Genomic DNA, 25225 nt, shown 5'->3' on the forward strand with positions numbered 1-25225 from the left:
CCTCAGAAAAATGAGCCTCCGACCCGGCTGCGGCTCATTTTTCTGAGGGTACGATCATAAAGCGATTCTTTCACGCTGAAGCGGGTCCGACTGGAAGTCGGAGGGTTTGCTCCACGGCGTGGATACTAAAGTCACGCGCAAGCTCGGCCTCGGTCAGCGTGGCATGGATTTCGTTGTGGCAAATCTGGTGCAATAAGACGGTAGCCCCGCCCTTAAGTTTCGGCACAAGGTGGTGCAGGCTTTGCCGCGTGCCCGGCGCAATGACACGGCCACAAAGCGGGCAGATCGGTAATTCTGACGCTATGACTTGATCCTTTCATCCACTGCGGGCAAGAGGATGGCGCGCAGTGGATGAAAGACAAGAGGTACGTGATGGACGGGCAGCCAGAAATTATCACCCAGGCGATGGGATATGCCCTGCAAGGGTGGGAGATGGCCCAGGGCTGGCTGCTGAGCCCCGCCGCTTGGTCGCAATTCGCGCTTTTGGTTGCCGCCTATCTTTTGGCCGTGCTGATCAGTCGCCGCCTTGTCCCCAGCCTGACCCGGTTTTTGACACCTCCCGCAGGGCAGGAAAACGTCATCGCCTCGGCGCGGCGCTTTGTGCTGATCTTCTTGCCGCTTTTGATGCCCTTGCTGGCCTATGGCCTGACCGGGATTGGCGAGGGCGTGACCCGCTCGATCTTTGGGTCGGGCGAGGTGATCGCCTTTGGCAAGCGGCTGTTCCTGTTTTTGGCAGCGCGCCTTTTCGTTCGAGAGATTCTGACCGACCCGTTCCTGCGCATGTTGGGGCGGTTCGTTCTCATGCCGGTCGCCGCCCTCTATCTTTTCGGCCTGTTTGACGTTGCAAATGCCAAGCTTGCGGCGATTTCGGTCAACCTTGGCAATATCAGCTTTTCGGTCCTCGCATTGATCCGCGGGGCGGTCTCGGGCGCGCTGTTGTTCTGGCTCGGGCGCTGGTCGCACACGCAATCCGAGGATTATATCAAGCGCCAGGAAGAGCTGCGGCCCGCCACGCGGGAACTGGCGATGAAGGCCAGCCAGATCATGATTTTCGGCGCAGCCTTCCTGTTGCTGATGTCGATCATGGGCATCGACCTTACGGCGATCGCCGTCTTTGGCGGTGCGCTTGGTGTTGGTATCGGGCTTGGCCTGCAACAGATCGCGGCGAATTTCGTCTCGGGTGTCATCCTCTTGCTCGAGGGGCAAACAACGGTTGGCGATTACGTGGTTCTGGACAATGGCGAAGAGGGTACGATTTTCAAAATGACCGCCCGCGCCGCCATTCTGGAAACCATCGACGGGCGCTGGATCGTGGTGCCAAACGAGGATTTCATCACCAGTCGGGTGGTCAATTATTCCGATGCCGGCACGCGTCATCGCTATGAGGCGGCGTTTTCCGTTAGCTATGACACGGATATCAACCTGATCCCCGACATGGTCGAGGCCGCCGTGCGCAAGCTGCCCTTTATCCTGCAAGAGCCCGACGGCCCCGAATGCGAGCTTAAGGCCTTTGCCGATAGCGGCGTGGAATTCAGCGTCGAATATTGGGTCGAGGGGATCGAGGACCTGACCCAGAAATACCGCTCCGACGTTCTTTTCGCCATCTGGAACGTGCTCAAGGCCAACAATATCGAAATTCCCTATCCGCAACGCGTCGTGCACCACAAAGGGCTGAACCCGGTCACATGACACAGGCGTTGGTCATCGGGGCCGGGCCTGCGGGCCTTATGGCGGCGCAGGAGATGGCGCAGGCCGGGCTAAGCGTTGTCGTGGCCGAGGCGAAACCATCGGTTGGGCGCAAGTTCTTGATGGCCGGCAAGTCCGGGCTGAACCTGACCAAAGCCGAGGAGTTTGACGCATTTCTTGCCGCCTACGGCGAGGCCGCCCCGCACCTGCGCCCGATGCTGGCCGAGTTTGGGCCCGACGCGGTACAGGACTGGGCGCGTGACCTTGGGCAGGATCTTTTTACCGGCTCCACGGGGCGGGTTTTCCCGCGCGCGATGAAAGCCTCGCCGCTCATGCGCGCCTGGCTCAATCAGCTGCGCGCTGCGGGGGTAGATATCCGCACCCGCTGGTCCTGGCAGGGCTGGGATCAGGGCGCGGTTTTCGACACGCCCGATGGGGTGCAAAGGGTGGCCTCGGATGTCACGGTTCTGGCCTGTGGCGGCGCAAGCTGGGCGCGACTGGGGTCTGACGGGGCCTGGACGAGGCATTTGCCCCCCGGTGATATCGCCGCGTTTCAGCCCGCTAATGTCGGCGCTCTGGTCGAATGGTCGGCGCATATGAAACGCCATTTCGGACAGCCCGTCAAAGGCGTGGCGCTTGGGGCCGGGGCGCTTCGCTCTCGCGGCGAATTTATCATCTCGGCAAGCGGGATTGAGGGCGGCGGGGTGTATGAGGTCAGCGCCGCGCTGCGCGAGGGCGCGCCGCTTGTGCTTGATCTCCTGCCCGACATGACAGAGGCGCAGATCGACAGCAAACTGGACAAGACCCGCGGCCGCGACAGCCTGCAAAACCGGCTGCGCAAGGCGCTGAAACTTGATCCGGTAAAACAGGCGCTGTTGATGGAATTTGGCCGCCCTCTGCCCGATGATCCGGCAAAGTTGCTGAAAGCCCTGCCCATTCGTTTTGTCGGCATGCGCCCGATGGATGAGGCGATTTCAACCGCCGGGGGGCTGCGGTTCGAGGCCTTGGATCGCGGCTTGATGATCCGCAATCGCCCCGGCGTTTTTGCCGCCGGTGAGATGCTTGACTGGGAGGCACCGACAGGTGGCTACCTGTTAACCGCCTGTCTTGCGACCGGGCGTTGGGCCGGGCGCCACGCCGCCGCGTATCAGGGCAATGCCGCCGCCTTTTGAAACGCCGGACGCTCCATGATGCTCGCCGCATAGGCGTTCAGCTTGTCACCGGCATCCGGGAAATCCGCCTTTTTCGCCCAGCCGATGCAATGGGTCAAAAGCATATCGGGCACAGTCATTTCCTCGCCCATCAGGAACGGCCCTTCAAGGGCGTCCGAGATACGCGCGATATTGCGGGCATATTCCCATTTCAGTGAGTCCTTGACGGCCGGCACGCGCTGTTCTTCGGGCAGCACGAAACTGTGACGCGCGGCGGCCCAGAGAACGCCGTCGATGTCATCGAGAATCTGGTGGGTAAAGGCATCCTGACGGGCGCGTGCGACGGTGCCGGGCGCATTGGTGAGCGCGCGGTGCTTGTCGGCCAGAAAGGTCATGATCGCGGCGGAATCGGTCAGCACCGCATCGCCATCCCGCAGCGCCGGGATCTTGCCCGACGGGTTGGCGGCAAGCGCCTCGGGCGAGCGGGGCGCGGCCGGGATGTGGGTATAGTCCTGGCCAAGTTCTTCTAGCATCCAAAGCACGCGAAAGGCGCGGCTGGCGCGGGTGCCGATGACGTCATACATTACGAATTATCCCTGTTTTTGAGTGATTGACACAGCTTCGCCCAAACGGCGGGCGGGTGCAATGCCATAGCGCCTAGCGCATCGCCGCAAGCATCGCCAGACGGATCAGGGCGCGCTCGACAAGGGCCATGCCCGGCGCGCGCTGCCCGGCGGATCGCAATTGCAGGTCGGTATCGGTGAGGATCGTCAGCGCCTGTTCAAGCTTGGGCGCGCCCCAGCCTTGCGCCTGACGCAGCATGCGATCACGACGCGGACCAAAGATCGGCGGGCGCATGCGGCCGATGCCCTGTGCCGCGCCGCCGGGATCAGAGGCCGCCGTATAAAGCGCGCGAAAATGCCGGGTGGCGCCGATGCAAAGCGTCACCGGCTGTGCGCCCTGCGCCTTGAGCCGCCGCATCACCGGGCCGATTTCGGGCGAGCGGCCTTCGGCCACGATATTGAGCACATCATCAAGATCGGCCTCGGTCGAGGCAGGCGCGCAGGCGGTGATGTCATCCGCCGTCACCGGCGTGTCATCGTCGATCTTGTAGAGCGCAAGCTTTTCCATGGTCTGGCGGAAATCACCGGGGTCAAGATCCTGCGCAAGCGCCGTCAGATCGGTCATCGCGCCAGAGCCGACATTGCGCAGCCCGACCTTGGCCAGAGACGCCTCGATATCCGCGCGCGAGGGTGGATCGTCGTAAATCCCGACGGCATAGGCGTTGGGATGGGCCTCGAACGCCTTGCGCAGTTTTGATGTCGCCTTGAGCTGGTTGGCGCTTACGATGATCTGGGCGTCGCCCTCGGCCCAATCGGCAAGGGCGGCAAGAATCGGGGCGCAGAGCACCTCGGTCGCCTCTTCGACAAAGGCGACGCGGGGGCCGGGGAAAAACCCCTGCGCCTTGATCGCATCAAGCAAAAGGGCCGGGTCCTTGCGCAGATCGCCCGCCGACATGCGGGTCAGGCGCATTTCCTCTTCACCAGTGGGGCCAATGAGGGCCGCAATCACCTCTTGCCGTTTGAGGGCAATGCGCATGGCATCGGGGCCATAGATCAACAGGCCGGCGCGTCCCGGCTCGGGCCGCGAAAAATACCGCAGCGCATCACGAGGCGAGAGTTTCATTGCGCCGGGGTTGGCGCGGCGGCCAGAAGGCGGGTGCTTATCTGTTCGCTGAGGATGTTCATCAGGCGTGTTTCAGCGTCGCGTTCCGCGGCCAGCGTGGCAACCGGCGTGCCCGAGGCGGAATAGCTTGTAAAGCTGTCAACCTTGCCCGAGGTCACCACCGCGCCGGTTTCAAGATCGCGCAGGGCATAGGTCACATTGCCCAGAACGTTAAAACGGGTGGCCACGTTGCTGGCGCTGATCGCGATCGAATCTTGCCGGATATCAATGCCATAGCTAAGCCCATAGCGCGCCGAAGAGGTCCGCCCAAAGCGGTTTTCTAGCGCGCGGGTCAGCAGATAACCGGCGCGGGTGTTGGGCGCGTCGATCTCGATCTGGCCCTGAAGGGCATTACCCGCCCCGCCCGGCGCATAGGCCGGGGTAAACCCGCAGGCCCCAAGAGCAGCGGCCCCCAGAAAAAGCAGATGGCGGCGGTTAAATGACAACATTCACGATCCGTCCGGGGACGACGATGACCTTCTTGGGCTGGGCCCCATCCAGCGCCTTGACCACAGCATCGTGGGCCAGCGCGATTTTTTCAACCTCAGACTTCGGCATATCATGCGGAACGCTGATTTCTGCGCGCCGCTTGCCGTTGATCTGGATCGGCAGGGTGACGTTCTCATCGACCAGCATCTTTGCGTCGGCCACCGGCCAGGGCGCGGTGGCGACAAGGCCCTCGCCGCCCAGCATCGCCCAGATATCTTCGGACAAATGCGGCGTCATCGGCGACATCAGCTGTGCCAGCGTGAGGGTGGCGCCGGTCTTGGCCGCCTTGCCCGCGCCAGAGCGCGCCAACGTGTTGGTAAAGGCATAAAGCCGGGCGATGGCGGCGTTGAAGCCGAAGGATTCGACGCCCTTGGTGACCTCGTCGATGGCCTTGTGCATCTCGCGCAGGAGGGCCTCGTCGGCCTCTGGCGTGGCCGCCTCGGGGGCGTTGGCGACCTCGGAGGCGATGCGCCAGACCCGCGCAAGGTGTTTCGATGCCGCCTCGGCGCCCGAGGCGGTCCATTCGACGTCGCGCTCGGGGGGGCTATCGCTCAGCACGAACCAGCGGGCGGTATCGGCGCCATAGGCGGAAATGATGCTGGCGGGATCGACCACGTTTTTCTTGGATTTGGACATCTTGGCGGAGGGGATCACATCTAATGCGTTATCCTCTTCACCAACAGTTTTCGTGCGCCGCCGTTCAAATTCCCAAAACTCGTTGAGAGCAATCACGTTTTGCGCATCTATTTCTTCTTTCTCAACAGCACCTCTTAGCAGCGCCTTAGGCCGCCCGTTGAACTCAAAGCGAATTACGTCCTCAGGAAAATAATACTTAACTCTTGTTTCCCGTCCGGCATTTATGACCTGCCCCTCCTCCTCGTCGGAGCTTACGCCAGCTTCTCGAGTGGTCTCAGCACCCGCATACATTTCATGCGTGACCATGCCTTGGGTGAACAGCGCATTGAAAGGCTCGATTGCCTTTTTCGGCAAATGCCCGGTGATGTGCATCGCGCGGGCAAAGAAGCGCGAATACAAGAGGTGCAGGATCGCGTGCTCGATGCCGCCGATATACTGATCGACGTTCATCCAGTATTCGGCCTCGGCCATATCGGTGGGCGTCGCTGCATGCGGCGCGGTGAAGCGCGCGTAATACCAGGAGCTATCGACAAAGGTGTCCATCGTATCGGTTTCGCGGGTCGCGGGCGCGCCACAGCTCGGGCAGGTGCAATCGCGCCACGTGGGGTGGCGGTCAAGCGGGTTGCCGGGAGTCGAGAAATCAATCGGCGTGCCGTCCTCGTCGTAGGGCAATTGGACGGGAAGGTTTTCCTTGGCCTCGGGCACTACGCCGCAGGCCGCGCAATGCACCACCGGGATCGGACAGCCCCAATAGCGCTGCCGCGACAGGCCCCAATCGCGCAGGCGGAACTTGGTCACGCCCTGCCCGACGCCATTGGCTTCGCAGAATTCAATCGCGGCATTGACCGCCTCTTCGCCGGTCTGCACCTCGTCACCGGCAAAGCCGCGCACAAAGCGGGTTTTGTCGGATTTCGCGGGCACGAAGGCCTCGGGCAGCGGCTCGGCACCGCCATCAAGCGGCTCGAACACCGGGATGATCGGAAGCTCGTATTTGGTGGCAAACTCAAAGTCGCGCTGATCATGCGCTGGACAGCCGAAGATCGCGCCGGTGCCATAATCCATCAGGATGAAATTGGCGATATAGACCGGCAATTCACAGGATGTATCGAACGGGTGACGCGCGCGCAGCCCGGTGTCAAAGCCCATCTTTTCGGCCTTCTCAATCGCCTCGGCGGTGGTGCCGCCCTTGCGGGCCTCGGCGCAAAAGGCCGCCACGTCCTCACGCTCGCGCTCAAGCGTCTTGGCAAGCGGGTGATCCGGCGAAATGCCCACAAAAGACGCGCCCATCAATGTGTCGGGGCGGGTGGTATAGACCTCGACCCGGTCATGCCCGTCAAACCCGTCGACAAGACCAAAGGCAAACTGAAGACCGCGCGATTTGCCGATCCAGTTTTCCTGCATCAGGCGCACCTTGGCGGGCCAGTTTTCCAGCCCGTCCAGCGCCTCAAGCAATTCCTCGGCCATGTCGGAAATGCGGAAGAACCATTGCGTCAACTCGCGGCGCTCGACCTCGGCGCCAGAACGCCAGCCCTTGCCGTCAATCACCTGTTCGTTGGCCAGAACGGTCATATCAACCGGATCCCAGTTGACCACGGCGTTCTTGCGATAGACCAGACCCTCGGCGAGCATATCGAGAAAAAGCGCCTGTTGCTGACCGTAATACTCCGGATCGCAGGTCGCGAATTCGCGGCTCCAGTCGATGCTGAGGCCAAGCGGCTTCATCTGGGCGCGCATGTCGGCGATGTTCTGATAGGTCCAGTCCTTGGGATGCCCGCCGATCGCCATAGCGGCGTTTTCGGCCGGCATGCCAAATGCGTCCCATCCCATCGGGTGCAGCACGTTATGCCCGGTCGCGATCTTATAGCGCGCCACCACATCGCCCATCGTATAGTTACGCACATGGCCCATGTGGATACGTCCCGACGGATAGGGGAACATTTCCAGCACATAGTATTTTGGCTTGTCGCCCTCGCGGGTGGCCTCGAAAATACCGGCCTGATCCCAGGCCTGTTGCCATTTCGCTTCGATTTCAGCGGCTGAATAGCGCGACATGGACGGCGCCCCTTATCTGTGATCACGGTGTTGGGGCGGTGATAGGGCCTCGCTGCGCGCGGGTCCAGTGGTTAGGGCCAAAAATGCAGGGCTTTGCAGCGCAGAGCGGCAGTATTATAAGCCCACAAGTGACAGAGGCAGCGGCAATTTACATGAAAATCCTTTTCATCCATCAGAATTTCCCCGGACAATACAAACATCTGGCCCCGCTCTTGGCGCGCCAGGGGCATCAATGCGTGGCTTTGACCCTGCGGGTGAAAGAGGCGACCACCTGGCAAGGGGTGCGGGTTCTGCCCTATGCCCTGCCGGAACGGGACGGCCAAAAGCTTCATCCCTGGCTGGTTGATCTTGATACCAAGGTGACGCGTGGCGGGGCCTGTTATCGCGCGGCCAGCAGAATCCGCGATGCGGGTTTCGAGCCGGATCTTATCCTGGCGCATCCCGGCTGGGGCGAATCGATGTTTCTGCGCGATGTCTGGCCAAAGGCGCGGATGGGGCTTTACTGCGAGCTTTATCATCACGCAGGCTTTCCGCATCTGAATTTCGACCCGGAGTTCGCCAGCAAATCGCCCGAGGTCGAGCCGCTGCGCATTCGGATGAAGAACCTCAACAACCATCTGCATTTCGAGTTTGCCCATGCCGGGATAAGCCCGACGGCGTTTCAGGCCGATACATTTCCCGCGCCGTTTCGCAAGCGTATCACCCTGAGCCATGATGGTATCAACACGGTTCAGGCCTGTCCCGCCCCGGACGTGCGCCTTACCATCGAGGGGCAATGCGACGTCACCCGCAAGGATGAGGTGATCACCTTCGTGAACCGCAATCTGGAACCTTACCGCGGCTATCACATCTTCATGCGCGCCCTGCCCCGGCTTTTGCGCGAACGCCCGAATGCAACCGTGCTTATCGTGGGCGGCGACGAGGTAAGCTATGGCGCGCGCGCGCCCAAGGGAAAGACCTGGAAACAGATTTTCATCGACGAGGTGCGCGACCAGATTTCAGATGCCGATTGGGAAAGGGTCCGGTTCCTGGGCCGCATCCCCTATGATCAGTTCCTGCGCCTGCTTCAGGTCAGCCGCGTTCACGTCTACCTGACCTATCCGTTTGTTCTAAGCTGGAGTTTGCTTGAGGCAATGAGCTGTGGCGCGGCAATCGTGGCGGGCGACACAGAGCCGGTGCGCGAAGTGATCCGCGACGATGAAACCGGGCGGCTGGTCGATTTCTTTGACGGCGATGCACTGGTGGATCAGGTCTGTGATCTGCTCGACGATCCGGGGGCGCGCAAGCGTATGGGCGAAACCGCCCGCAAGATGATCCGCGCAAAGTATGATCTTCAAACGATCTGCCTGCCCCGGCAAATCGACTGGGTCAAAGATGTGATGGATCAGCCGCTTTAGCCAAGAACAGATGCAAAGCGTCGTGCCGGGGAGAACGCCCCGGCACGCATTTCGTTCAAATCAGAACTTCGCCGCATTGATCCGCAACTGACGGGCCCGGTTGAGAATCGCATCCTCGACCGCGCGTTCGGTGGCGGCGCTGACCGGTCCGCCACGGGTTTGCAGCGCGACATTCAAGGATCGTGCATCAAGCGCCGGATTACTGATCAGGATCGTGGCGCGATAGGCCTGACCGCCGCCCGGAGGTGTGCCATAACCGGTTGAAATCACGCCGGTAAACGGATCGGCCGCCTCGACAGGCAGGAAATCCAGCACCTGAAGCGTCGCGGTCCAGAGAAAGCGATTTACCTTGATCTGATCCTTGGAGCCCTTGAAGGCGTCAAGAAGAGAGGACCCATCGCCATAGACCGTGGCTTCGCGTCCGCCTTTCACCTGCATTGCTTCTGGATCAAGCCTTGCATCCTTGAAGGCGCTGCACCCGGTAAAGAGCACAAGGCAGGCCACACCAAGGCCAGCGATATTCATACGGGATTTGATCATGGCACCGTCCGACACTGTTTCTCTTCCCTACTATCCAAGCTGGGCCAGAGGGGCAAGGCGTTTGACGGAACCGGATGGACTTGTGCCCGCCCGTCGGGCTGTGGCAAGGATAAATCACCGCCACTTGTGAAAGGAAATGCGCCGTGGGCCTGAGCGAGATCAAACAGCGCGTGCATAAAGCCGAGGCCGAGGCCGGGCGTGCCCCCGGAAGCGTGACCCTGATCGCTGTCTCCAAGGTACAGCCCGATGCGCGCGTCGAGGCGGTTCTTGAAGAGGGCCACCGCACATTCGGCGAAAACCGCGTGCAGGAGGCGGCCGGCAAATGGCCCGGCTTTCGCGAGCGTTTTGACGGGATCGACCTGCACCTGATCGGCCCGCTTCAGACCAACAAGGCGCGTCAGGCGTTTGATCTGTTTCAGGCGATCCACTCGGTTGACCGCCCCAAGCTGGCCCAGACCATTGCCCGGCTCGCGCAGGAGGTCGGCCATTGCCCCGATCTGTTCCTTCAGGTCAACACCGGCGAAGAAAACCAGAAAGTCGGCGTTCTGCCCGCTGACGCGGATGCCTTCGTGGCCGACTGCCGCGCGCTTGATCTGCCGGTCAAGGGCCTGATGTGCATCCCGCCGGTCGACGAAGAACCAAGCCTGCACTTCGCGCTTCTGGCCAAGATGGCGGCGCGCAACGATCTAAGCGGTCTGTCGATGGGCATGAGCGGCGATTTCGAGCGCGCGATTGCCCTCGGCGCCACCCATATCCGGGTCGGCAGCGCGATCTTCGGCGAACGCGACTACGGCTAGCCCCTGACGATTAACCGCGTCCTCTCGGTGATCTGCCCGGCAATCCGGCGCAGGTGATCCGGGCGCAGCCCGATACACCCCGCCGTCGGATAACCCGGTCGCCGCCAGCGATGGATGAAGATGCACGACCCCCGCCCCGGCACCGCCTCGGGCCAGTTCCAATCCGTGATCAACACCAGATCATAAAGCGGGTCGCCCCGGCGCAACGCCTCATGACTATGAGGATAGGGCGCGCGCACCATCAGGTTATAGTCTTCATGGCCCGGATCATCCGACCAAAGATCGCCGGGGCCAATCGGCACCGCCCATTTGGCGGGCCGCGCCATGCGATCGGGCCGATACAGCATACCCACAATCCGGTGCACCCCGACCGGCGTCGCCCCGTCGCCCTCGCGCTTGCGCGCAGAAATCCCACCCAGCCCGATGGTACAGGGATACCGCATCCCGCGAAATCGCAGGCCAAGCGGGCTCAGGAAAAGATCATCAGGCGTCATCCGCTCATTTTGTCGCAAATCCCCGCATAGGGAAAGCCGCGACAGCCCTTCTTTTCAAAAGCCTGACTTTCATCTTTCCATAAATACTCAAATCCTCAGTCGGCCGCGCGCGATTCCGACTGTGGCAAGGCGCGCCCGCTGCGCCTATACTACTTCGAGTGGGGGCTTTGCGGGACATCGGAACGATATGAATTGGATGCGGATTTTCATCACCGGGCTTGCCATGCTGACGGCCGCCCCGGCCCTCGCCGAGCGCGACAGCGTGAAAAGCTATATTTTCGGCAATAGCCTGATCAATCACCTAAGCGACAGCCCCGGCACGGCCGTGCCCTATTGGCTTGGCCAACTGGCGCGCGCGGATGGCAAAACTTTTGCAACTTCGGGGCAATGGGGCTTTCTGCGCGACTTTGCCGATCTGCCGCCCAAACCCAACTGGTCCTTTCCCGGCGTGACCTCGGCGGGCACCCCGCGTGCCGGTGCCGGGTTTGACACGGTGATGATCAGCCCGGCGAATTTCATTCAATATCAGGCTCCCGATGCCGCCTTTGAGGGCGATAATCCCGACGCCCAAAGCCCGCTCTCCGCGACGCTCAAGGTGCTTGACTGGACCCAAGAGGCCTGGCCCGGCGCGCGCGTCATGATTTACGAGGGCTGGCCCGATATGGGCGGCTTTGCCCGCAATTTCCCACCCTCCAAGCGTGGTTTGCGCCGTTGGCACGCTCATGCAACGGGGGACTATCGCGACTGGTATGACAGCTATGTCATGGCACTGCGTGCCGCGCGCCGCGACGTGGATGTGACGCTCGTGCCGGTCTCGTCGATCCTGTCGGGGCTGCAAACCGGGCTTTTGTCCGATGTGCCCGTAGGCGCACTTTTCACCGACAATGCGCCGCATGGCACCGATACGCTCTATTTCCTCGCCGCCCTCGTCACCTATGGCGCGTTTTACGAGGCCCCGGCGCCCAAGGGATTTGATCTGCCCGACACGCTGCACCCGCTGGTGCGCGAGAGGTATCCGCAGATCGTCGACGATATCTCAAAAGCCCTTGGGCTAGCCCCCGAGCAGGCAAATGCCGCTGCCGCGGGTCGGCAAACGGCAAGTACCACCCTGCCCGGCATCGGGGTTCAGTCTCCAAGCCTCGGGATGGGCCTGAATGGTGTGTCGGACTGGTCAAGCCAGCACCCGTTTCTTGACGTGATGAAAACCGCGCGCCCCTGGATCGGCCATAGCACCGAGGACTGGGGCGCATTCACCACCGAAGCCCTGCGCGCGGGGGGCTATCTTGACGCCAATGGCTGGCCGCTTGCGATCCCCGAGGGTGCGCGTGCGCTTGAGTCCTTCATCCTGACCGATCAACCAACCGGGGCCAGCCATCTCAATGGTCGCTATCTTTTGCGCTATGACGGCGATGGCGTGATCCGGGTGACCGGGCGGGCCGATAATGTGCGCTATAATTATCGCCTCCGCGAGGTCCGCTTTGATGTGACACCCGGTGACGGGCCGGTCGCACTCAGCCTGCTGAAAACCAATCCTGATGATCCGCTGCGCAACATCACGATCATACGCGAGGACCAACTGGCGTTGAGCGACCTTGGCGTGATCTTCAACCCGCTCTGGCTTGATCGTATCGCCGATATGCGGGTGCTGCGGTTCATGGACTGGATGTTCACCAACGGCTCGGTTCAGATTACATGGGATGATCGGCCCACCCTGAGCGATGCAAGCTATGTCTGGCGCGGCGTCCCGGTCGAGGTGATGGTCGCACTTGCCAATGAGGTAGGCGCCGATCCGTGGTTCAACATGCCCCACGCCGCCGATGATGCCTATATGCGCGCCTTTGCCGAATTGGTGCGCGATCACCTTGATCCTGCCCTGCGCGCGCATGTGGAATATTCCAACGAGGTCTGGAATTTCATCTTTCCTCAGGCGGTCTGGGCGCGCGACGCCGCAACCGCGCTTTGGGGGGAAGAGGCGGGCGAAGATGGCTGGATTCAATTCACCGGCCTGCGCGGCGCGCAAATGTCGGCGATCTGGCGCGAGGTTTATGGCGACGGCGCCGATAGGCGGCTGGCGATGGTCGCCGCCACCCATACCGGCTGGCCCGGCTTGGAAGAGCCGCTCTTGCAGGCGCCCTTGGCGATCAAGGCCGGACAGTTGAAACAGCCCCCCGCCGAGGCCTTTGATGCCTATGCGGTCACCGGCTATTTCGGTCATGATCTGGGCGGTAAAGACACCGTAGAGAGGGTTCTGTCATGGATCGCGGCAAGTCGCGCCGTGGCCGAAGCCAAGACCTTTGAGACCGGGCTATCGGGCGCGGCGCGCGAGGCCTATCTTGAGGCGCATGCAAGCGATCTTGCCTATGATCTGGCGGCGGCAAGCCTGCGGCAGGGATCGTTTCGCGAGCTGCTGCAAGAGCTTTTGCCCTATCACGCCGAAGTCGCCCGCCGCCATGAGCTGCGCCTTGTGATGTACGAAGGCGGAAGCCATGTGACCGGCCGTGGCACGGCGGTGGACAACGAAGCGCTGACCCGCTTCTTTACCGCGTTCAATTACACCTCGCAGATGGGTGCGCTTTATGACGACCTTTTGACCGGCTGGTCAAAGGCGGGCGGCACCCTGTTCAACGCCTTCGTCGATGTCGCCGCCCCCTCGAAATGGGGAAGCTGGGGCGCGCTGCGCCATCTCAACGACACCAACCCGCGATGGGACGCCTTGATGCGCGCCAATAAAACCGCCCCCGAATGGGCAGATCCTCGCGCGCCGGATGCGTTTTTGAAGGGGATAACACGGCAGGCAGGCGAGAGCGGCGCGACGCTAAATGGCACCGCCAAGGCCGATATCCTGTTGGGCGGCGCGGGGGATGATACCCTGCGCGGACATGGCGGCAATGACCGCCTGCATGGCGGCGCGGGGCGTGATCTTGCGATCCTGACCGGCGCGCGCGCCGATTTCACAAGCCGACGCGACGGCCCCCGCGTGATCCTGAAAGGGCCGGATGGCGAGGTCACGCTTGTCGCGATTGAGGCCGTGGAATTCACCGCAGAGCCGGGTGCAGAGCACGCCCTTAACGATCTGATGTAATCGCGCGGCGCGCGCCCTCGATCAGGGTCTCGGCGCCAAGGGACGAGCGGAAATGAGCCACGACCCGGCGCCGCCCCGCCTCTGACAAAGCCGCACAAAGCGCGGGATCACCCGCCAAAGCGGCAATCGCATCGGCAAGCATTTCCGGCTCTTTCGGGGGCACAAGCATGCCGTCCTTGCCGTGGGTGATAAGCTCTCGCACACCGCCCGCATCGGTGCCGATGGTCGGCACGCCACAGGCCATCGCCTCCATATAGGCAACGCCAAGCGGTTCGTGCCAGCTTGCCAACACAAAGACATCCGCCGCCAAAAGATGACGGCGCACCTCGGCGGCACTTATCGCGCCCAACAGGCGGGCGTTCTGGCCAAGGCCAAGACCGTCAAGATGCGCCTGAAGCGCCTGATGATAGCCCGCGCCGCCGGCGTCATCCTCGCCCGCGATATCAAGCTCGACCTCGATACCGCGATCCCGCAGGATACGCAGCGCGCTCAGCAGGTCCTGATGGCCCTTGACCACATTGAGCCGCCCACAGGCAAAAAGCCGCAACGGCGCGCCGGGTTTGGGCGGGATGTAGGGCGCGCTGCGTTTGAAATCTTGCGTATCGACGCCCATCGGCTGAATCATGACGTCGCGCGGAAGGTCGGGGCCAAGCACCGCCTCGGCCTCGGCCAGCAATTTGCGGGTGATGATCGTGGCAAAGCTGGCATGGCGCCACTTGAAGCCCTGACCGGGGCCATAATCGGACATCGGCCCATGCAGCGTCAGGCTAAAACTCGGCCCGCCCATCCGCCGGGCAAGCGCACAGATCAGCGCGGCGCGACCACAGGAATGCGCGTGCACATGCTCAATTCCACGCGCCCGGCACTCGGCCATCAAGCGGTGCGCTGCGGGAAGGCAGATCAGGGCATCGCGCAAGAACGCCGTGCCGCCACCCTCGCCCAGAATATCACGCAGAATATCCCCCCAAGGCGCACGCAACAGGCCCGCAACCGCAGGAATCGGCGCGATTTCACCGAGGTACGTGGTGCGCGCCATCGCCTCTTTTGACCAGTCATGCGAAATCAGACCCGGCGGCGGCGGGCGGGTGCTGAACAACGTCGCCTCAACCCCGAGCCGCGCCAGATCGGCCAGTTCGCGCCAGAAAAAGATATGCGTCTGGCCCGGAAACTGGGGCACGAGATAGCCAAGTTTCAGCGGCGCATCCTGTTTTGTCGGCGGGAATTCTGGCATCTGCTGTTTCGCTTTTGAAAGGTTTGCTAAATAGGGGCTTAGCACAGGACGCGCAGGCGCATAAAGTTTGCGCAAGAAAGAATTGGAAACCCTCTGTTGATGGATCACGCCAAACCCGCGCTGAGCGTCATCATCCCCGCCCATAACGAGGCCGGGTTGATCGGGCCCTGCCTTGATGCGCTTTTGGCCTCGGATTGGGCCGGGGGCGGGGTCGAGGTGATCGTCGTCGCCAATGGCTGCACCGACGCGACCGTGCCCGAGGCCGAAACCCGGCGCGCGCCCACAGAGGCGCGGGGCTGGCACTTGCAGGTGCTTGATCTTGCTCAGGGCAGCAAACCCGGCGCCCTCAACGCCGGCGAGCGGGCGGCGACGGGTCGGGTGCTTGCCTATCTTGATGCCGACGTAGAGGTGACGCCGCCCCTGTTGGCCCAGATCGCACAGGTTCTGAGCGGCACGGACCCGGCCTATGCCAGCGGGCAGGTGATCATTCCGCCGCCGCAAACCGCCTTTAGCCGCACCTATGCGCGGTTTTACCGACAGGTGCCGTTCTTTCACCATGGCGTTCCGGGATGCGGGTTTTTTGCCATGAACCGCAGCGCGCGGGCGCGGTGGGACGATTGGCCCGGTATCATTTCGGATGATACATTTGCGCGGTTGAATTTTGCCCCTCAAGAACGCACCGCGGTCAAAGCCGGGTATCGCTGGCCCCTCGTCGAGGGGTTTGGCGCGCTTGTCAAAGTGCGGCGCAGACAGGATCGCGGCGTCGCCGAACTTGCCGAGGCCTATCCCGCGCTTTTGGCCAATGACGATAGCCGCCCCTCGGGGCGTGACTGGATCATCGGCGCGGCGCGCCGCGCGCCGCTGGCGTTTCTGGCCTATGTCGCCGTCGCGCTTGCCGTGCGCATGGGCAAAGGCAGCGGCGAATGGACACGCGGGCGCTAATGCCCTGCGATTTCAATGGATTCGCCGCAGAACTGCCGTAATGCTACGGCAGATCGGTGCGGGGTCGCCATCAAGGTCAAGACGGGGTTTAGAGTGCGCGTTATGACGCAGGTTTTCTCAGGAGACGGGCTTTTGGCTCGGGCGATGCGCTCTTCGGCGCTGACCGTGGCAAGCTTTGGCAGCTCGCAGGTGCTCCGGCTTGCCTCGAACCTGATCCTCGCGCGGCTGTTGTTTCCCGAGGCCTTCGGCATCATGGCGATTGTCAGCGTGATCATCCAAGGCCTGATGCAGTTTTCTGATGTCGGCGTCAGCCCGGCCATCATGCAGAGCAAACGCGGCGATGATCCGGATTTCCTAAACACCGCCTGGACCATTCAGATGATGCGCGGGATCGGCCTCTGGCTGGCGGCCTGTGCCCTGGCCTGGCCGGTGGCGCAGATCTACGACGCGCCCCTCCTGCTTCAGCTTTTGCCAGTCGCGGGGCTGTCCCTGCTGATCACCGGGTTCAACCCGACGCGGCTTGACAGCGCCAAGCGGCATTTGCGCTTTGGCCGGGTGACGGCGATAGATTTCGCCGTGCAGATCGCGGGCATTCTGGCCGCCGTTGGGCTTGCCTGGTGGCTTCAATCGGTCTGGGCGCTGGTGATTTCAGGGCTAATCAGCGCGCTTGTGGGGCTGGTGCTCTACTGGGTGTTTCTGCCCGGTCCGGGCAACCGCGTGCGGTGGGAAAAGCCCGCCGCGCAAGAGCTTGTCAATTTCGGAAAATGGATTTTCCTGAGTACGATCTGCGGCTTTCTGTTCAACCAGGCGGATAAGCTTATCCTTGGCAAATACCTTAGTTTCTCGGTCTTTGGCGTCTATAACATCGGGTTTTTCCTGGCCTCTTTCCCGATGCTTCTGGGCAATATGCTGACCTGGCGGCTGCTGATCCCGATCTACCGCGAATTGCCACCCGGCGAGAGCCCCGAGAACTTTGCCAAGCTCAGACGGATGCGCTTTGCCGTCACGCTTGCGCTTTTGGCGCTTGTGGCGATCTTTGCGCTTTTGGGGGTCTGGCTTATCGGGGTGATGTATGATGATCGCTATGAAATGGCCGACGCGGTGGTGGTCATGATGGCAGTCATGCAAATCCCGCAGATCGTTGTAATGACCTATGATCAGGCCTCGCTTGCCGCCGGGGATTCGCGCCGCTTTTTCATTCTGACGCTGGCCAAGGCCGTGTTGATGATCACCGCGCTTATCCTTGGCCTTGAATGGGGCGGCTTGATGGGGGCGCTGATAAGTTACGGCGTGGCCATGCTTTTTGCCTATCCGGTTGTGGTCTGGCTGGCGCGCCGGATGCGCGCCTGGGATCCGTTGCATGACGCGTCGATGGCGCTTGTCGGGCTTGGGATCGGGGGGCTGGCGGTTTGGGTCAATCTTGACGCGGTTGCCAATCTGGCGCGTGCGTCGGGGTGGTAAGGCGCAAGGCGGGGGACAAAAACTATGGTATTGCCAAGGAGTTGCCCCAAATTCTTCGCATTGTTTGGCAATATCAAAGCACCTATATTTTAAGCAGTGGATTTGATGAAAGATGACATGATCCCCCAAGCGGCCGACGACAATGACATTGCGATTGTCGGCATGGCGGCGCATCTTCCGGGTGCGCAGACGGTGGCACAGTATTGGGAAAATCTGCGCAGCGGCATAAGCTCGATCCGCAAGCTTTCGGAAGACGAGCTTTTGGCAAGCGGCGAAAGCCAGCACATGATCCGCCAGAAAAACTATGTCCCGTTCGGCGCACCGCTTGACGGGTTCGAGATGTTCGATGGCGAGTTTTTCGGCTTTGGCCCCAAGGAAAGCGCCATTCTCGACCCCCAGCACCGCCATTTTCTTGAAACCGCCTGGGAGGCGCTTGAAGATGCCGGGCACCCGCCGGAAAATTTCGGCGGCACTGTCGGGGTTTTTGCGGGCTGCGGCATGGGCAGCTATTTCTATTTCAACCTGTGTTCCAACCCTGATCTGGTCGACAATGTCGGCATGTTCCTGTTGCGCCATACCGGCAATGACAAGGATTTCCTGACCACGCGGCTTAGCCATATTCTTGATCTCAAGGGGCCGAGCCTGTCGATCCAGACCGCCTGTTCGACCTCTCTTGTGGCTGTGCATTACGCGGCGCAATCGCTTTTGAATGGCGAATGCGACATGGCGCTTGCCGGTGGCGTGACCATCGAGCTGCCGCAAAAACGCGGCTATCTTTACAAGGACGGCGAGATTCTGTCGCCCGACGGGCAATGCCACGCCTTTGATCACCGCGCCCAAGGCACGGTCTTTGGTTCGGGCTCCGGCGTTGTCGTGCTGCGCCGATTGGCCGATGCACTGGCCGATGGCGATCACATCTGGGGCGTGATCAAGGGCACGGCGGTCAATAACGACGGTGCCGCCAAGGCCGGTTACCTTGCCCCCTCGGTCGACGGTCAGGCGATTGCCGTGGCCGAGGCACAGGCGATTGCCGGCATCAGCGCCGAAACCGTGGATTATGTGGAATGCCATGGCACCGGCACCTATCTTGGCGACCCGATCGAGGTTGCCGCCCTCACACAGGCGTTCCGCGAGACCACCCAAGCGGTGGATTTCTGCCGCATCGGCAGTGTGAAGACCAACATCGGCCATCTCGATACCGCCGCCGGTGTGGCCAGCCTGATCAAGGCGACGCTGGCGCTCTATCACAAGGAAATGCCGCCTTCTCTGGGCTATGAGGCGGCCAATCCCGCGATTGGCTTTGACGGCAGCCCCTTTGCCGTCAATGACCGACTTACGCCTTGGCCAAAGCGCGACCATCCGCGCCGCGCCGGGGTCAATTCGCTTGGGGTTGGCGGCACCAATGCCCATGCGGTTTTGCAAGAACCGCCCGAAGCTGCGCCCTCTGAGCCCGGCGATTGGCCGTTTCAGCTTTTCACCCTCTCGGCGCGCAACAAATCCGCACTTGAAGACGGTGCCGCGCGGCTGGCAAGCCATCTGCGCGCGCATCCCGAGCAACCGCTGGCCGATGTCGCCTGGACCCTGAAAGAGGGTCGGCGCGCCTTTGATCGCCGCCGCGTCGTAGTCGCTGATAGCCACGAGGCCGCCGCCGCGCTTTTGGAAAAGGGCGATCCTCGGCGGGTGTTTACCCACGAGGTCCTGGGCCATGACCCGCAGGTCGTGTTCATGTTCCCCGGCGGCGGTGCGCAATATGCGGGCATGGCGCGCGACCTTTATGAAACAGAGCCGGTCTTTGCCGAATGGATGGATCGCGGGCTTGATCTGCTTCAGCCCAGGCTTGATTACGACATCCGCGCGATCTGGTTGCCGGACGGCGATGGACTGCCCGAGGCGCAAGAGCGGCTCAAGCGCCCTTCGGTGCAATTGCCGCTGATCATGATCACCGAATATGCGCTTGCCCAACTCTGGCAGAGCTGGGGGGTGACCCCCGCCGCCCTTATCGGGCATTCGATGGGCGAAAACACCGCCGCCTGTCTCGCCGGGGTGATGAGCTTCGAGGATTGCATCGGTCTTGTGCATCTGCGCGGGCAGCTTTTTGACGAGGTCGCGCCGGGCGGCATGCTGAGCGTGCCATTGGCCGCCGAGGCGCTGCGCCCCTGGCTTGGCGAAGGCCTTGACCTTGCGGCGGTGAATGCGCCCGAACTCTCGGTTGCCTCTGGGCCGCAGGCGGCCCTTGATGATTTGGCCGCGCGCCTTGCCGCCGAGGGGATCGAGGCACAGCGCATTCCAATCGACATCGCCGCCCATAGCCGGATGCTCGTGCCGATCCTTGACCGGTTCCGCGCCTATCTGGCCTCTATCACTCTCAATCCGCCACAAATCCCGCTGATCTCGAACCGCAGCGGCGATTACATGACGCCGGAGCAGGCCACCGATCCGGATTACTGGGTTGGGCATCTGCGACATACGGTAGAGTATGCAAAGGGCCTTGGCCGCCTTGCCGAGGGCGAGGCACGGGTGTTTCTTGAGGTCGGGCCCGGCAAGGCTTTGTCGTCCCTGGCTCAGGCGCATGACGCGATCACCGCCAATCAGGTGATCGGCACCCTACGCCATCCCGATGACGTGGTGCCCGATGACGAATACTTCATGGCGATGCTTGGCCGGATGTGGGCCGTGGGCGTCACCATCGACTGGCATCAGATCTGGGGCGAGGCGCGCCGCTTGCGCGTGCCGCTTCCGACTTATGCCTTTCAACACAAACCCTATTTCATCGCCCCCGGCGCGGCGCGGCACGAGGCAGCAACCGATTTTCCGCTGCGGCGCGATGATCTGGCGGACTGGGGGTATCGACCGCATTGGCGGCCTCGGCTGGCCGAGGTCGACCTCAGCGACGGCGCCGACATGGACGCGATCCCGCCCGAGAGCTGGCTTATCTTTGAGGATGACGCCGGGCTTGCCAAAAAGGTTGGCGCGCGCCTTGAGAGCGCCAATCATACGGTGACGTATGTTAGCCCCGGCGATGCCTTCGCCACACTTGCACCGGGGCGTTATGCGCTCTCGCCGGAACGCGGGCGCGAGGGCTATGATCAGCTGATCCGCGCGTTGGTCTCGGAGGGGCGTGCGCCCACCCGGATCGCGCATTTCTGGCAGGTTACGGCGGATGAACGCCACCGCCCCGGATCAAGCTTTTTCCACCGGCTTCAGGAACAGGGATTCTATAGCCTGCTGTTTCTGGCACAGGCCATGGCCGACGAGGGCCTGCCGACGCCGATCCATATCACCGCGATCACCTCTGGCGCGGCGCAGGTCAAGGGCGAGCCGCTTGCGCACCCGGCCAAGGCCACCGCGATGGGCCCGCTGCGGGTGATCCCGCGCGAGATGCCCGGCGTGACCTGCGCCAGCCTTGATATCCCCATGCCCGACACCCGGCGCGGGATGCCCGACGCGCTTGTCACGCAGGTGCTGGAGGATCTGCTGCAAGAGCCCGGCAACCGCGTGGCGGCCCTGCGCAGTGCGCGGCGCTATGAACAAGACTATCGCGCCCAGCCGATCCCCGAGGGCGAGACGCCGATTGCCGATGGCGATACGGTTCTGATCACCGGCGGCTTTGGTGGCATCGGCCGGACGCTGGCCGAAGACCTGATCCGCAGGAATGGCGCCAATATCGTGCTGATGTCGCGCCGGGCGCTGCCCGCGCGCGAAGATTGGCCACGCTATCTTGCGACCCGTGGCGCGGGCGATCCGCTGGCGCGCCGGATTGCCGCGATCGAGCGATTGGAGGGGCTTGGCGGGCGCGTGATGGTGATCACGGCGGATGTCTGCAACATCGAGGATATGCGCGCCGCACGGGCGCAGATCGAGGCCGGGTTTGGCCGCGTCAACGGCGTCATCCACGCCGCCGGCGTGATCGCCGACGCGCCACTTCTGAGCAAGGGGCCGGACAGTATCGAGGATGTGTTCACCCCGAAAATTCACGGCACGCAGGTGCTTGAACAGGTGTTCCCCGATGGAACGCTTGACTGGCTCGTGCTGTTTTCCTCGACCTCGACGGTGACCGCCCCGGCGGGGCAGGTCGATTACGTGGCGGCGAACGAATACCTCAACGCCTATGCCAAATCGCGCAGCGCCGACAAGACCCGCGTGCTTGCGCTCAACTGGGGGATCTGGGCCAAGGTCGGCATGGCCGCCGAGGCGGTTGCGCGCCAAAAGGGCGATGTCATTCCCGCCCCGCGTGTGCCCGTCACGGCGCCGCTGATCGACACGGCAAGCCATGACGCCGAGGGCAACCGGCTTTTCCATGCCAGCTATTGCGCGGCCGACACTTGGGTATTTGACGAGCATCGCACCAAGGCCGGTCAGGCGCTTTTGCCCGGCACCGGGTATCTGGAGCTTTTGGCCGAAGCCCTGCGCGCGCAGGGCGAAGAGGGCGCGTTTGAAATTCGCGACCTGTGGTTCCTGCGCCCGTTTGACATGCCGGATCAAGGCGCCCGCGACATGCGCCTGCGTTTGACGCGCAGCGCTGCGGGCTATGACGCAGAGGTGCAAAGCGCGTCGACCCTGGCCGGGCGTCAGGGGTGGCAAAGCAATGCCCAAGGCGGCGTGACCCTCGTGCCGCGCGCCGCGCCTGCGCCGCTTGATCTTGCCACCATTCGCAAGCGCATGGAAAGCTGGCAAGAGGCGGGCGATGCGCCCCTAAGCGCCCCGCAAGAGGCACATCTTGCGTTCGGGTCCCGTTGGCGGGTGTTGCAAGCCATGGGCTTTGGCGACGGTGAGGGCCTTGCGTATCTGCGCCTGCCAGAGGTGGCGATGGACGATCTCGCACAGGGCTATCTTTTGCATCCGGCCCTGATGGATATCGCGACCGGTTGGGCGATGAAGCTGATCGAGGGCTATGCGCCGACGCATCTCTGGGTGCCGATGTCTTATGGCGCGGTCCGGGTCTTTGCGCCGCTGGCGGGCGAGGTGTTCAGCCATGTGCGCAATGCCGACGACAACCGTGCCGGGGCCGCGACCGCAAGTTTTGACATCACGATCTGCGACAGGTCGGGCCGGGTGCTTGTCGACATCCGGAATTTCGCGATCCGCCGCCAAGAGGGCGGGCTTGCGCTTAGCGCGCCGACCGCGCGGGACCTGGAGTTTGACCCCGGACAAGGCGGCGAGGCCCAGAGCCTCTCGCCCGCAGAGGAACGGCTTCAGCACAACCTTGAACAGGGGATTTTGCCAAGCGAGGGGCCAGAGGCGTTTCGCCGCGCGCTTGCCAGCGGGCTGTCACAGGTGGTCGTGTCCTCGCTTGACCTTGACGCGCTTTGCGCACAGGCCGAAGATAGCGCCCGCGGCCCGGATGAGAGCGGGCAAAAGTTCGACCGCCCCGATCTTGAAAGCGATTTCGTTGCCCCCGAGGGCGAGATCGAAACCCGGCTGGCAGAGTTCTGGAGCAGCCTTTTGGGCCTTGAAACCGTCGGTGCCGAGGATAGCTTTTTTGATCTTGGCGGGCATTCCCTGATTGCCGTGCGGCTGTTCGGGATGATCCGCAAGGCGTGGCAAGTGGATTTCCCGATTTCGGTGCTGTTCGAGGCGCCCACGATCCGCGCGTGCGCCGCGCTGATCGAGGCGCGCATCGGGCCGCAAGGGGCCAGTACCACCACCGGTGCCGCCACCCAAAATCCAAGCACGCCAGAGCGCCGCTTCACCCATCTGGTGCCTATGCACCGGGGCGAAGGCGGGCCGAAGCGACCGTTTTTCCTTGTGGCGGGGATGTTCGGCAACGTCCTCAACCTGCGCCACCTTGCGCATCTTCTCGGCGATGACCGGCCATTTTATGGGCTTCAGGCGCGCGGGCTTTATGGCGGCGAGGCGCCGCATGACGATCTTGTCGAGGCAGCGCGCGACTATATCACCGAAATGCGCCAGATTCAGCCGCATGGCCCCTATCTTTTGGGTGGCTTTTCCGGCGGCGGCATCACCGCCTATGAGATGGCGCAACAATTGCGCGCAGCGGGCGAAGAGGTGGGTGCACTGGTCATGCTTGACACCCCCCTGCCGCAACGCCGTGCGCTATCGCGCAAGGATCGCCTGCTTATCCAGTGGCAGGAATTGCGCGCGCGCGGCCCGCTTTATCCGCTGCACTGGGCCAGCAACCGGATCAAATGGGAACTGGCCAAACGCCGCCCGCAAGAGGCCGCGACAAACACCGAGCATCAGTTTCACGACAGCGAGATCGAGGCCGCGTTCTATCGCGCGATTGCGCGCTATGACTTGCGCCCCTGGGATGGCCCGCTCTCCCTGTTCCGCCCGCCGCTTGTGGGCAAATGGCAGGTCTCGAACGGGCTCTGGGTGAATTCAGAGCGCGCTTATGTGCTGCCCGACAATGACTGGACCCGCCATGCGCCACAGGTGCAGGTGACAGAGGTGCCGGGTGATCACGATTCAATGGTGCTAGAGCCCAATGTGCGGGTTCTGGCCGCCCGCATCCGGCGCGCGATCGAGACCGCCGAAGCGGATATTCCCAACCCGCCCCTTGCCCGGAGGGCCGCAGAATGACGGACACCCCGCGCGTTCTCTGCATCATCCTGAATTGGCGCACGCCAGAGATGAGCCTGAAATCCTGCGCCGCGGCACAGATCGCGATGCAGGATATCGCGGGCGAGATTGTGCTGGTCGACAACGACTCCGGCGATGGGTCGTACGAAAAACTACAAGCGGGCATCAAGGGCCAAAGCCGGGTGCGCGTGGTGCAATCTGGGCGCAATGGCGGCTTTGGCGCGGGCAATAATGCCGGTATGCGGGCGGGCTTGGCCGACGGCACGCCGCCCGATTATGTCTATATCCTGAATTCCGATGCTTTCCCGGCGCGCGACGCGATCACCCGCCTTCTGGCGCATCTTGAGGCCACGCCCCAGGCGGGCCTTGTCGGCAGCTATATCCATGGCTCTGACGGGGCGGCGCATGTCACCTGTTTCCGCTTTCCCTCGATTGCCGGTGAGTTCGAAGGCGCGGCGCGCATGGGTCCGGTCAGCAGGATGTTGAAACGCCATATCGTGCCCCTTGCGGTGCCCGAGGCCGACCGCCCGGTTGATTGGCTGGCCGGCGCAAGCCTGATGATCCGGCAAGGCGTGCTTGATCAGATCGGCGGCTTTGACGAGCGGTTTTTCCTCTATTTCGAGGAAACCGACCTTTGCCTGCGGGCCGCGCGAGCAGGCTGGCACACCCATTTCGTACGCCAGAGCGAGGTCGAGCATATCGGCTCGGTCAGCACCGGCATGAAAACATGGGCACGGGTGCCCGATTACTGGTTCGCCTCGCGGCGGCATTATTTCGTGAAAAACCACGGGCGCGCCTATGCCGTCGCGGCAACGCTGGCGCATTTGGCCGGCGGGGTGCTGGGACAGGTCTGGCGCATCGTCCGGCGCAAACCGGCCGCTGGTCCGCCGCATTTCCTGCGAAGTTTACTGGTAAGTGATAGCCGTGCGGCGCTGCGCGATATTGCGGGTCGCGGCCCCAAAAGCGCCAGCAAAGGCGCGCGTGCCGTGGCTGAGAAATGAG

Annotated in this window: 16 protein-coding genes and 1 pseudogene; 9 read left to right on the forward strand and 8 right to left on the reverse strand. The window is 62.6% G+C overall.

Annotation, left to right across the window (positions count from 1 at the left end):
* Positions 1–124: 124 nt before the first annotated feature.
* A pseudogene (locus tag ROG8370_RS20915) lies at positions 125–304 on the reverse strand (HNH endonuclease); the annotation flags it as partial.
* Positions 305–372: 68 nt separating this feature from the next.
* Here ROG8370_RS20915 and ROG8370_RS08810 point away from each other — a divergent pair.
* Entirely contained in the window at positions 373–1689 is a 1317-nt protein-coding gene (locus tag ROG8370_RS08810; RefSeq protein ID WP_085826773.1) for a mechanosensitive ion channel family protein, read from the forward strand.
* On the forward strand, positions 1686–2858 hold the full coding sequence (locus ROG8370_RS08815) for a TIGR03862 family flavoprotein (RefSeq protein ID WP_085826720.1): 1173 nt from the start codon (positions 1686–1688) through the stop codon (positions 2856–2858). Before ROG8370_RS08810 ends, ROG8370_RS08815 begins: the two co-directional genes overlap by 4 nt.
* Here ROG8370_RS08815 and ROG8370_RS08820 read toward each other — a convergent pair.
* The 4 genes from ROG8370_RS08820 to leuS form a co-directional block, all read right to left on the reverse strand.
* Positions 2834–3421, reverse strand: coding sequence for a glutathione S-transferase family protein (locus ROG8370_RS08820; protein WP_085826721.1), 588 nt, complete (start codon positions 3419–3421; stop codon positions 2834–2836). The genes ROG8370_RS08815 and ROG8370_RS08820 overlap by 25 nt on opposite strands.
* 73 nt (positions 3422–3494) lie before the next feature.
* A complete protein-coding gene (gene holA, locus ROG8370_RS08825) occupies positions 3495–4523 on the reverse strand; it encodes a DNA polymerase III subunit delta (protein ID WP_085826722.1) in 1029 nt (342 codons plus the stop codon).
* The gene (lptE, locus tag ROG8370_RS08830) at positions 4520–5011 is read right to left on the reverse strand and encodes an LPS assembly lipoprotein LptE (RefSeq protein ID WP_085826723.1); all 492 of its coding nucleotides are present in this window, start codon (positions 5009–5011) and stop codon (positions 4520–4522) included. The genes holA and lptE overlap by 4 nt, the downstream gene beginning before the upstream one ends.
* On the reverse strand, positions 4998–7739 hold the full coding sequence (gene leuS, locus ROG8370_RS08835; RefSeq protein WP_085826724.1) for a leucine--tRNA ligase: 2742 nt from the start codon (positions 7737–7739) through the stop codon (positions 4998–5000). Before leuS ends, lptE begins: the two co-directional genes overlap by 14 nt.
* Positions 7740–7891: 152 nt before the next feature.
* On the opposite strand from leuS, the gene ROG8370_RS08840 reads away from it, so the two are divergent.
* Positions 7892–9136 (forward strand): glycosyltransferase, encoded by a 1245-nt coding sequence (locus ROG8370_RS08840; protein ID WP_085826725.1) that lies wholly within the window; start codon positions 7892–7894, stop codon positions 9134–9136.
* A gap of 60 nt (positions 9137–9196) precedes the next feature.
* On the opposite strand, the gene ROG8370_RS08845 is transcribed toward ROG8370_RS08840, so the two are convergent.
* Positions 9197–9676: a DUF3576 domain-containing protein gene (locus ROG8370_RS08845; RefSeq protein WP_085826726.1), complete on the reverse strand. Its 480-nt coding sequence runs from the start codon at positions 9674–9676 to the stop codon at positions 9197–9199.
* 143 nt (positions 9677–9819) lie between these two features.
* Between ROG8370_RS08845 and ROG8370_RS08850 the strand changes: the two genes are divergently transcribed.
* Positions 9820–10473 carry a YggS family pyridoxal phosphate-dependent enzyme gene (locus tag ROG8370_RS08850; RefSeq protein ID WP_085826727.1) on the forward strand — a complete coding sequence of 218 codons (654 nt, stop codon included), beginning with the start codon at positions 9820–9822 and terminating at the stop codon, positions 10471–10473.
* On the opposite strand, the gene ROG8370_RS08855 is transcribed toward ROG8370_RS08850, so the two are convergent.
* On the reverse strand, positions 10470–10967 hold the full coding sequence (locus ROG8370_RS08855) for a L,D-transpeptidase family protein (protein WP_085826728.1): 498 nt from the start codon (positions 10965–10967) through the stop codon (positions 10470–10472). The two genes, ROG8370_RS08850 and ROG8370_RS08855, sit on opposite strands and share 4 nt — an antisense overlap.
* Before the next feature lie 196 nt (positions 10968–11163).
* On the opposite strand from ROG8370_RS08855, the gene ROG8370_RS08860 reads away from it, so the two are divergent.
* A complete protein-coding gene (locus ROG8370_RS08860; RefSeq protein WP_170925206.1) occupies positions 11164–14049 on the forward strand; it encodes a calcium-binding protein in 2886 nt (961 codons plus the stop codon).
* On the opposite strand, the gene epsE is transcribed toward ROG8370_RS08860, so the two are convergent.
* Positions 14033–15280 (reverse strand): exopolysaccharide biosynthesis GT4 family glycosyltransferase EpsE, encoded by a 1248-nt coding sequence (gene epsE / locus ROG8370_RS08865; protein ID WP_085826730.1) that lies wholly within the window; start codon positions 15278–15280, stop codon positions 14033–14035. The genes ROG8370_RS08860 and epsE overlap by 17 nt on opposite strands.
* Before the next feature lie 99 nt (positions 15281–15379).
* On the opposite strand from epsE, the gene ROG8370_RS08870 reads away from it, so the two are divergent.
* From ROG8370_RS08870 to ROG8370_RS08885, 4 genes are all read left to right on the forward strand, one after another.
* Positions 15380–16222, forward strand: coding sequence for a glycosyltransferase family 2 protein (locus ROG8370_RS08870; protein WP_085826731.1), 843 nt, complete (start codon positions 15380–15382; stop codon positions 16220–16222).
* A gap of 102 nt (positions 16223–16324) precedes the next feature.
* Positions 16325–17683, forward strand: a complete 1359-nt coding sequence (locus tag ROG8370_RS08875) for an oligosaccharide flippase family protein (RefSeq protein ID WP_170925207.1) — start codon at positions 16325–16327, stop codon at positions 17681–17683.
* Between the two features lie 105 nt (positions 17684–17788).
* A complete protein-coding gene (locus ROG8370_RS08880; RefSeq protein ID WP_170925208.1) occupies positions 17789–24223 on the forward strand; it encodes a type I polyketide synthase in 6435 nt (2144 codons plus the stop codon).
* Positions 24220–25224 carry a glycosyltransferase gene (locus ROG8370_RS08885; RefSeq protein ID WP_085826734.1) on the forward strand — a complete coding sequence of 335 codons (1005 nt, stop codon included), beginning with the start codon at positions 24220–24222 and terminating at the stop codon, positions 25222–25224. Before ROG8370_RS08880 ends, ROG8370_RS08885 begins: the two co-directional genes overlap by 4 nt.
* Position 25225: the final 1 nt, after the last annotated feature.

Source organism: Roseovarius gaetbuli (assembly GCF_900172365.1).
Lineage (GTDB): Bacteria > Pseudomonadota > Alphaproteobacteria > Rhodobacterales > Rhodobacteraceae > Roseovarius > Roseovarius gaetbuli.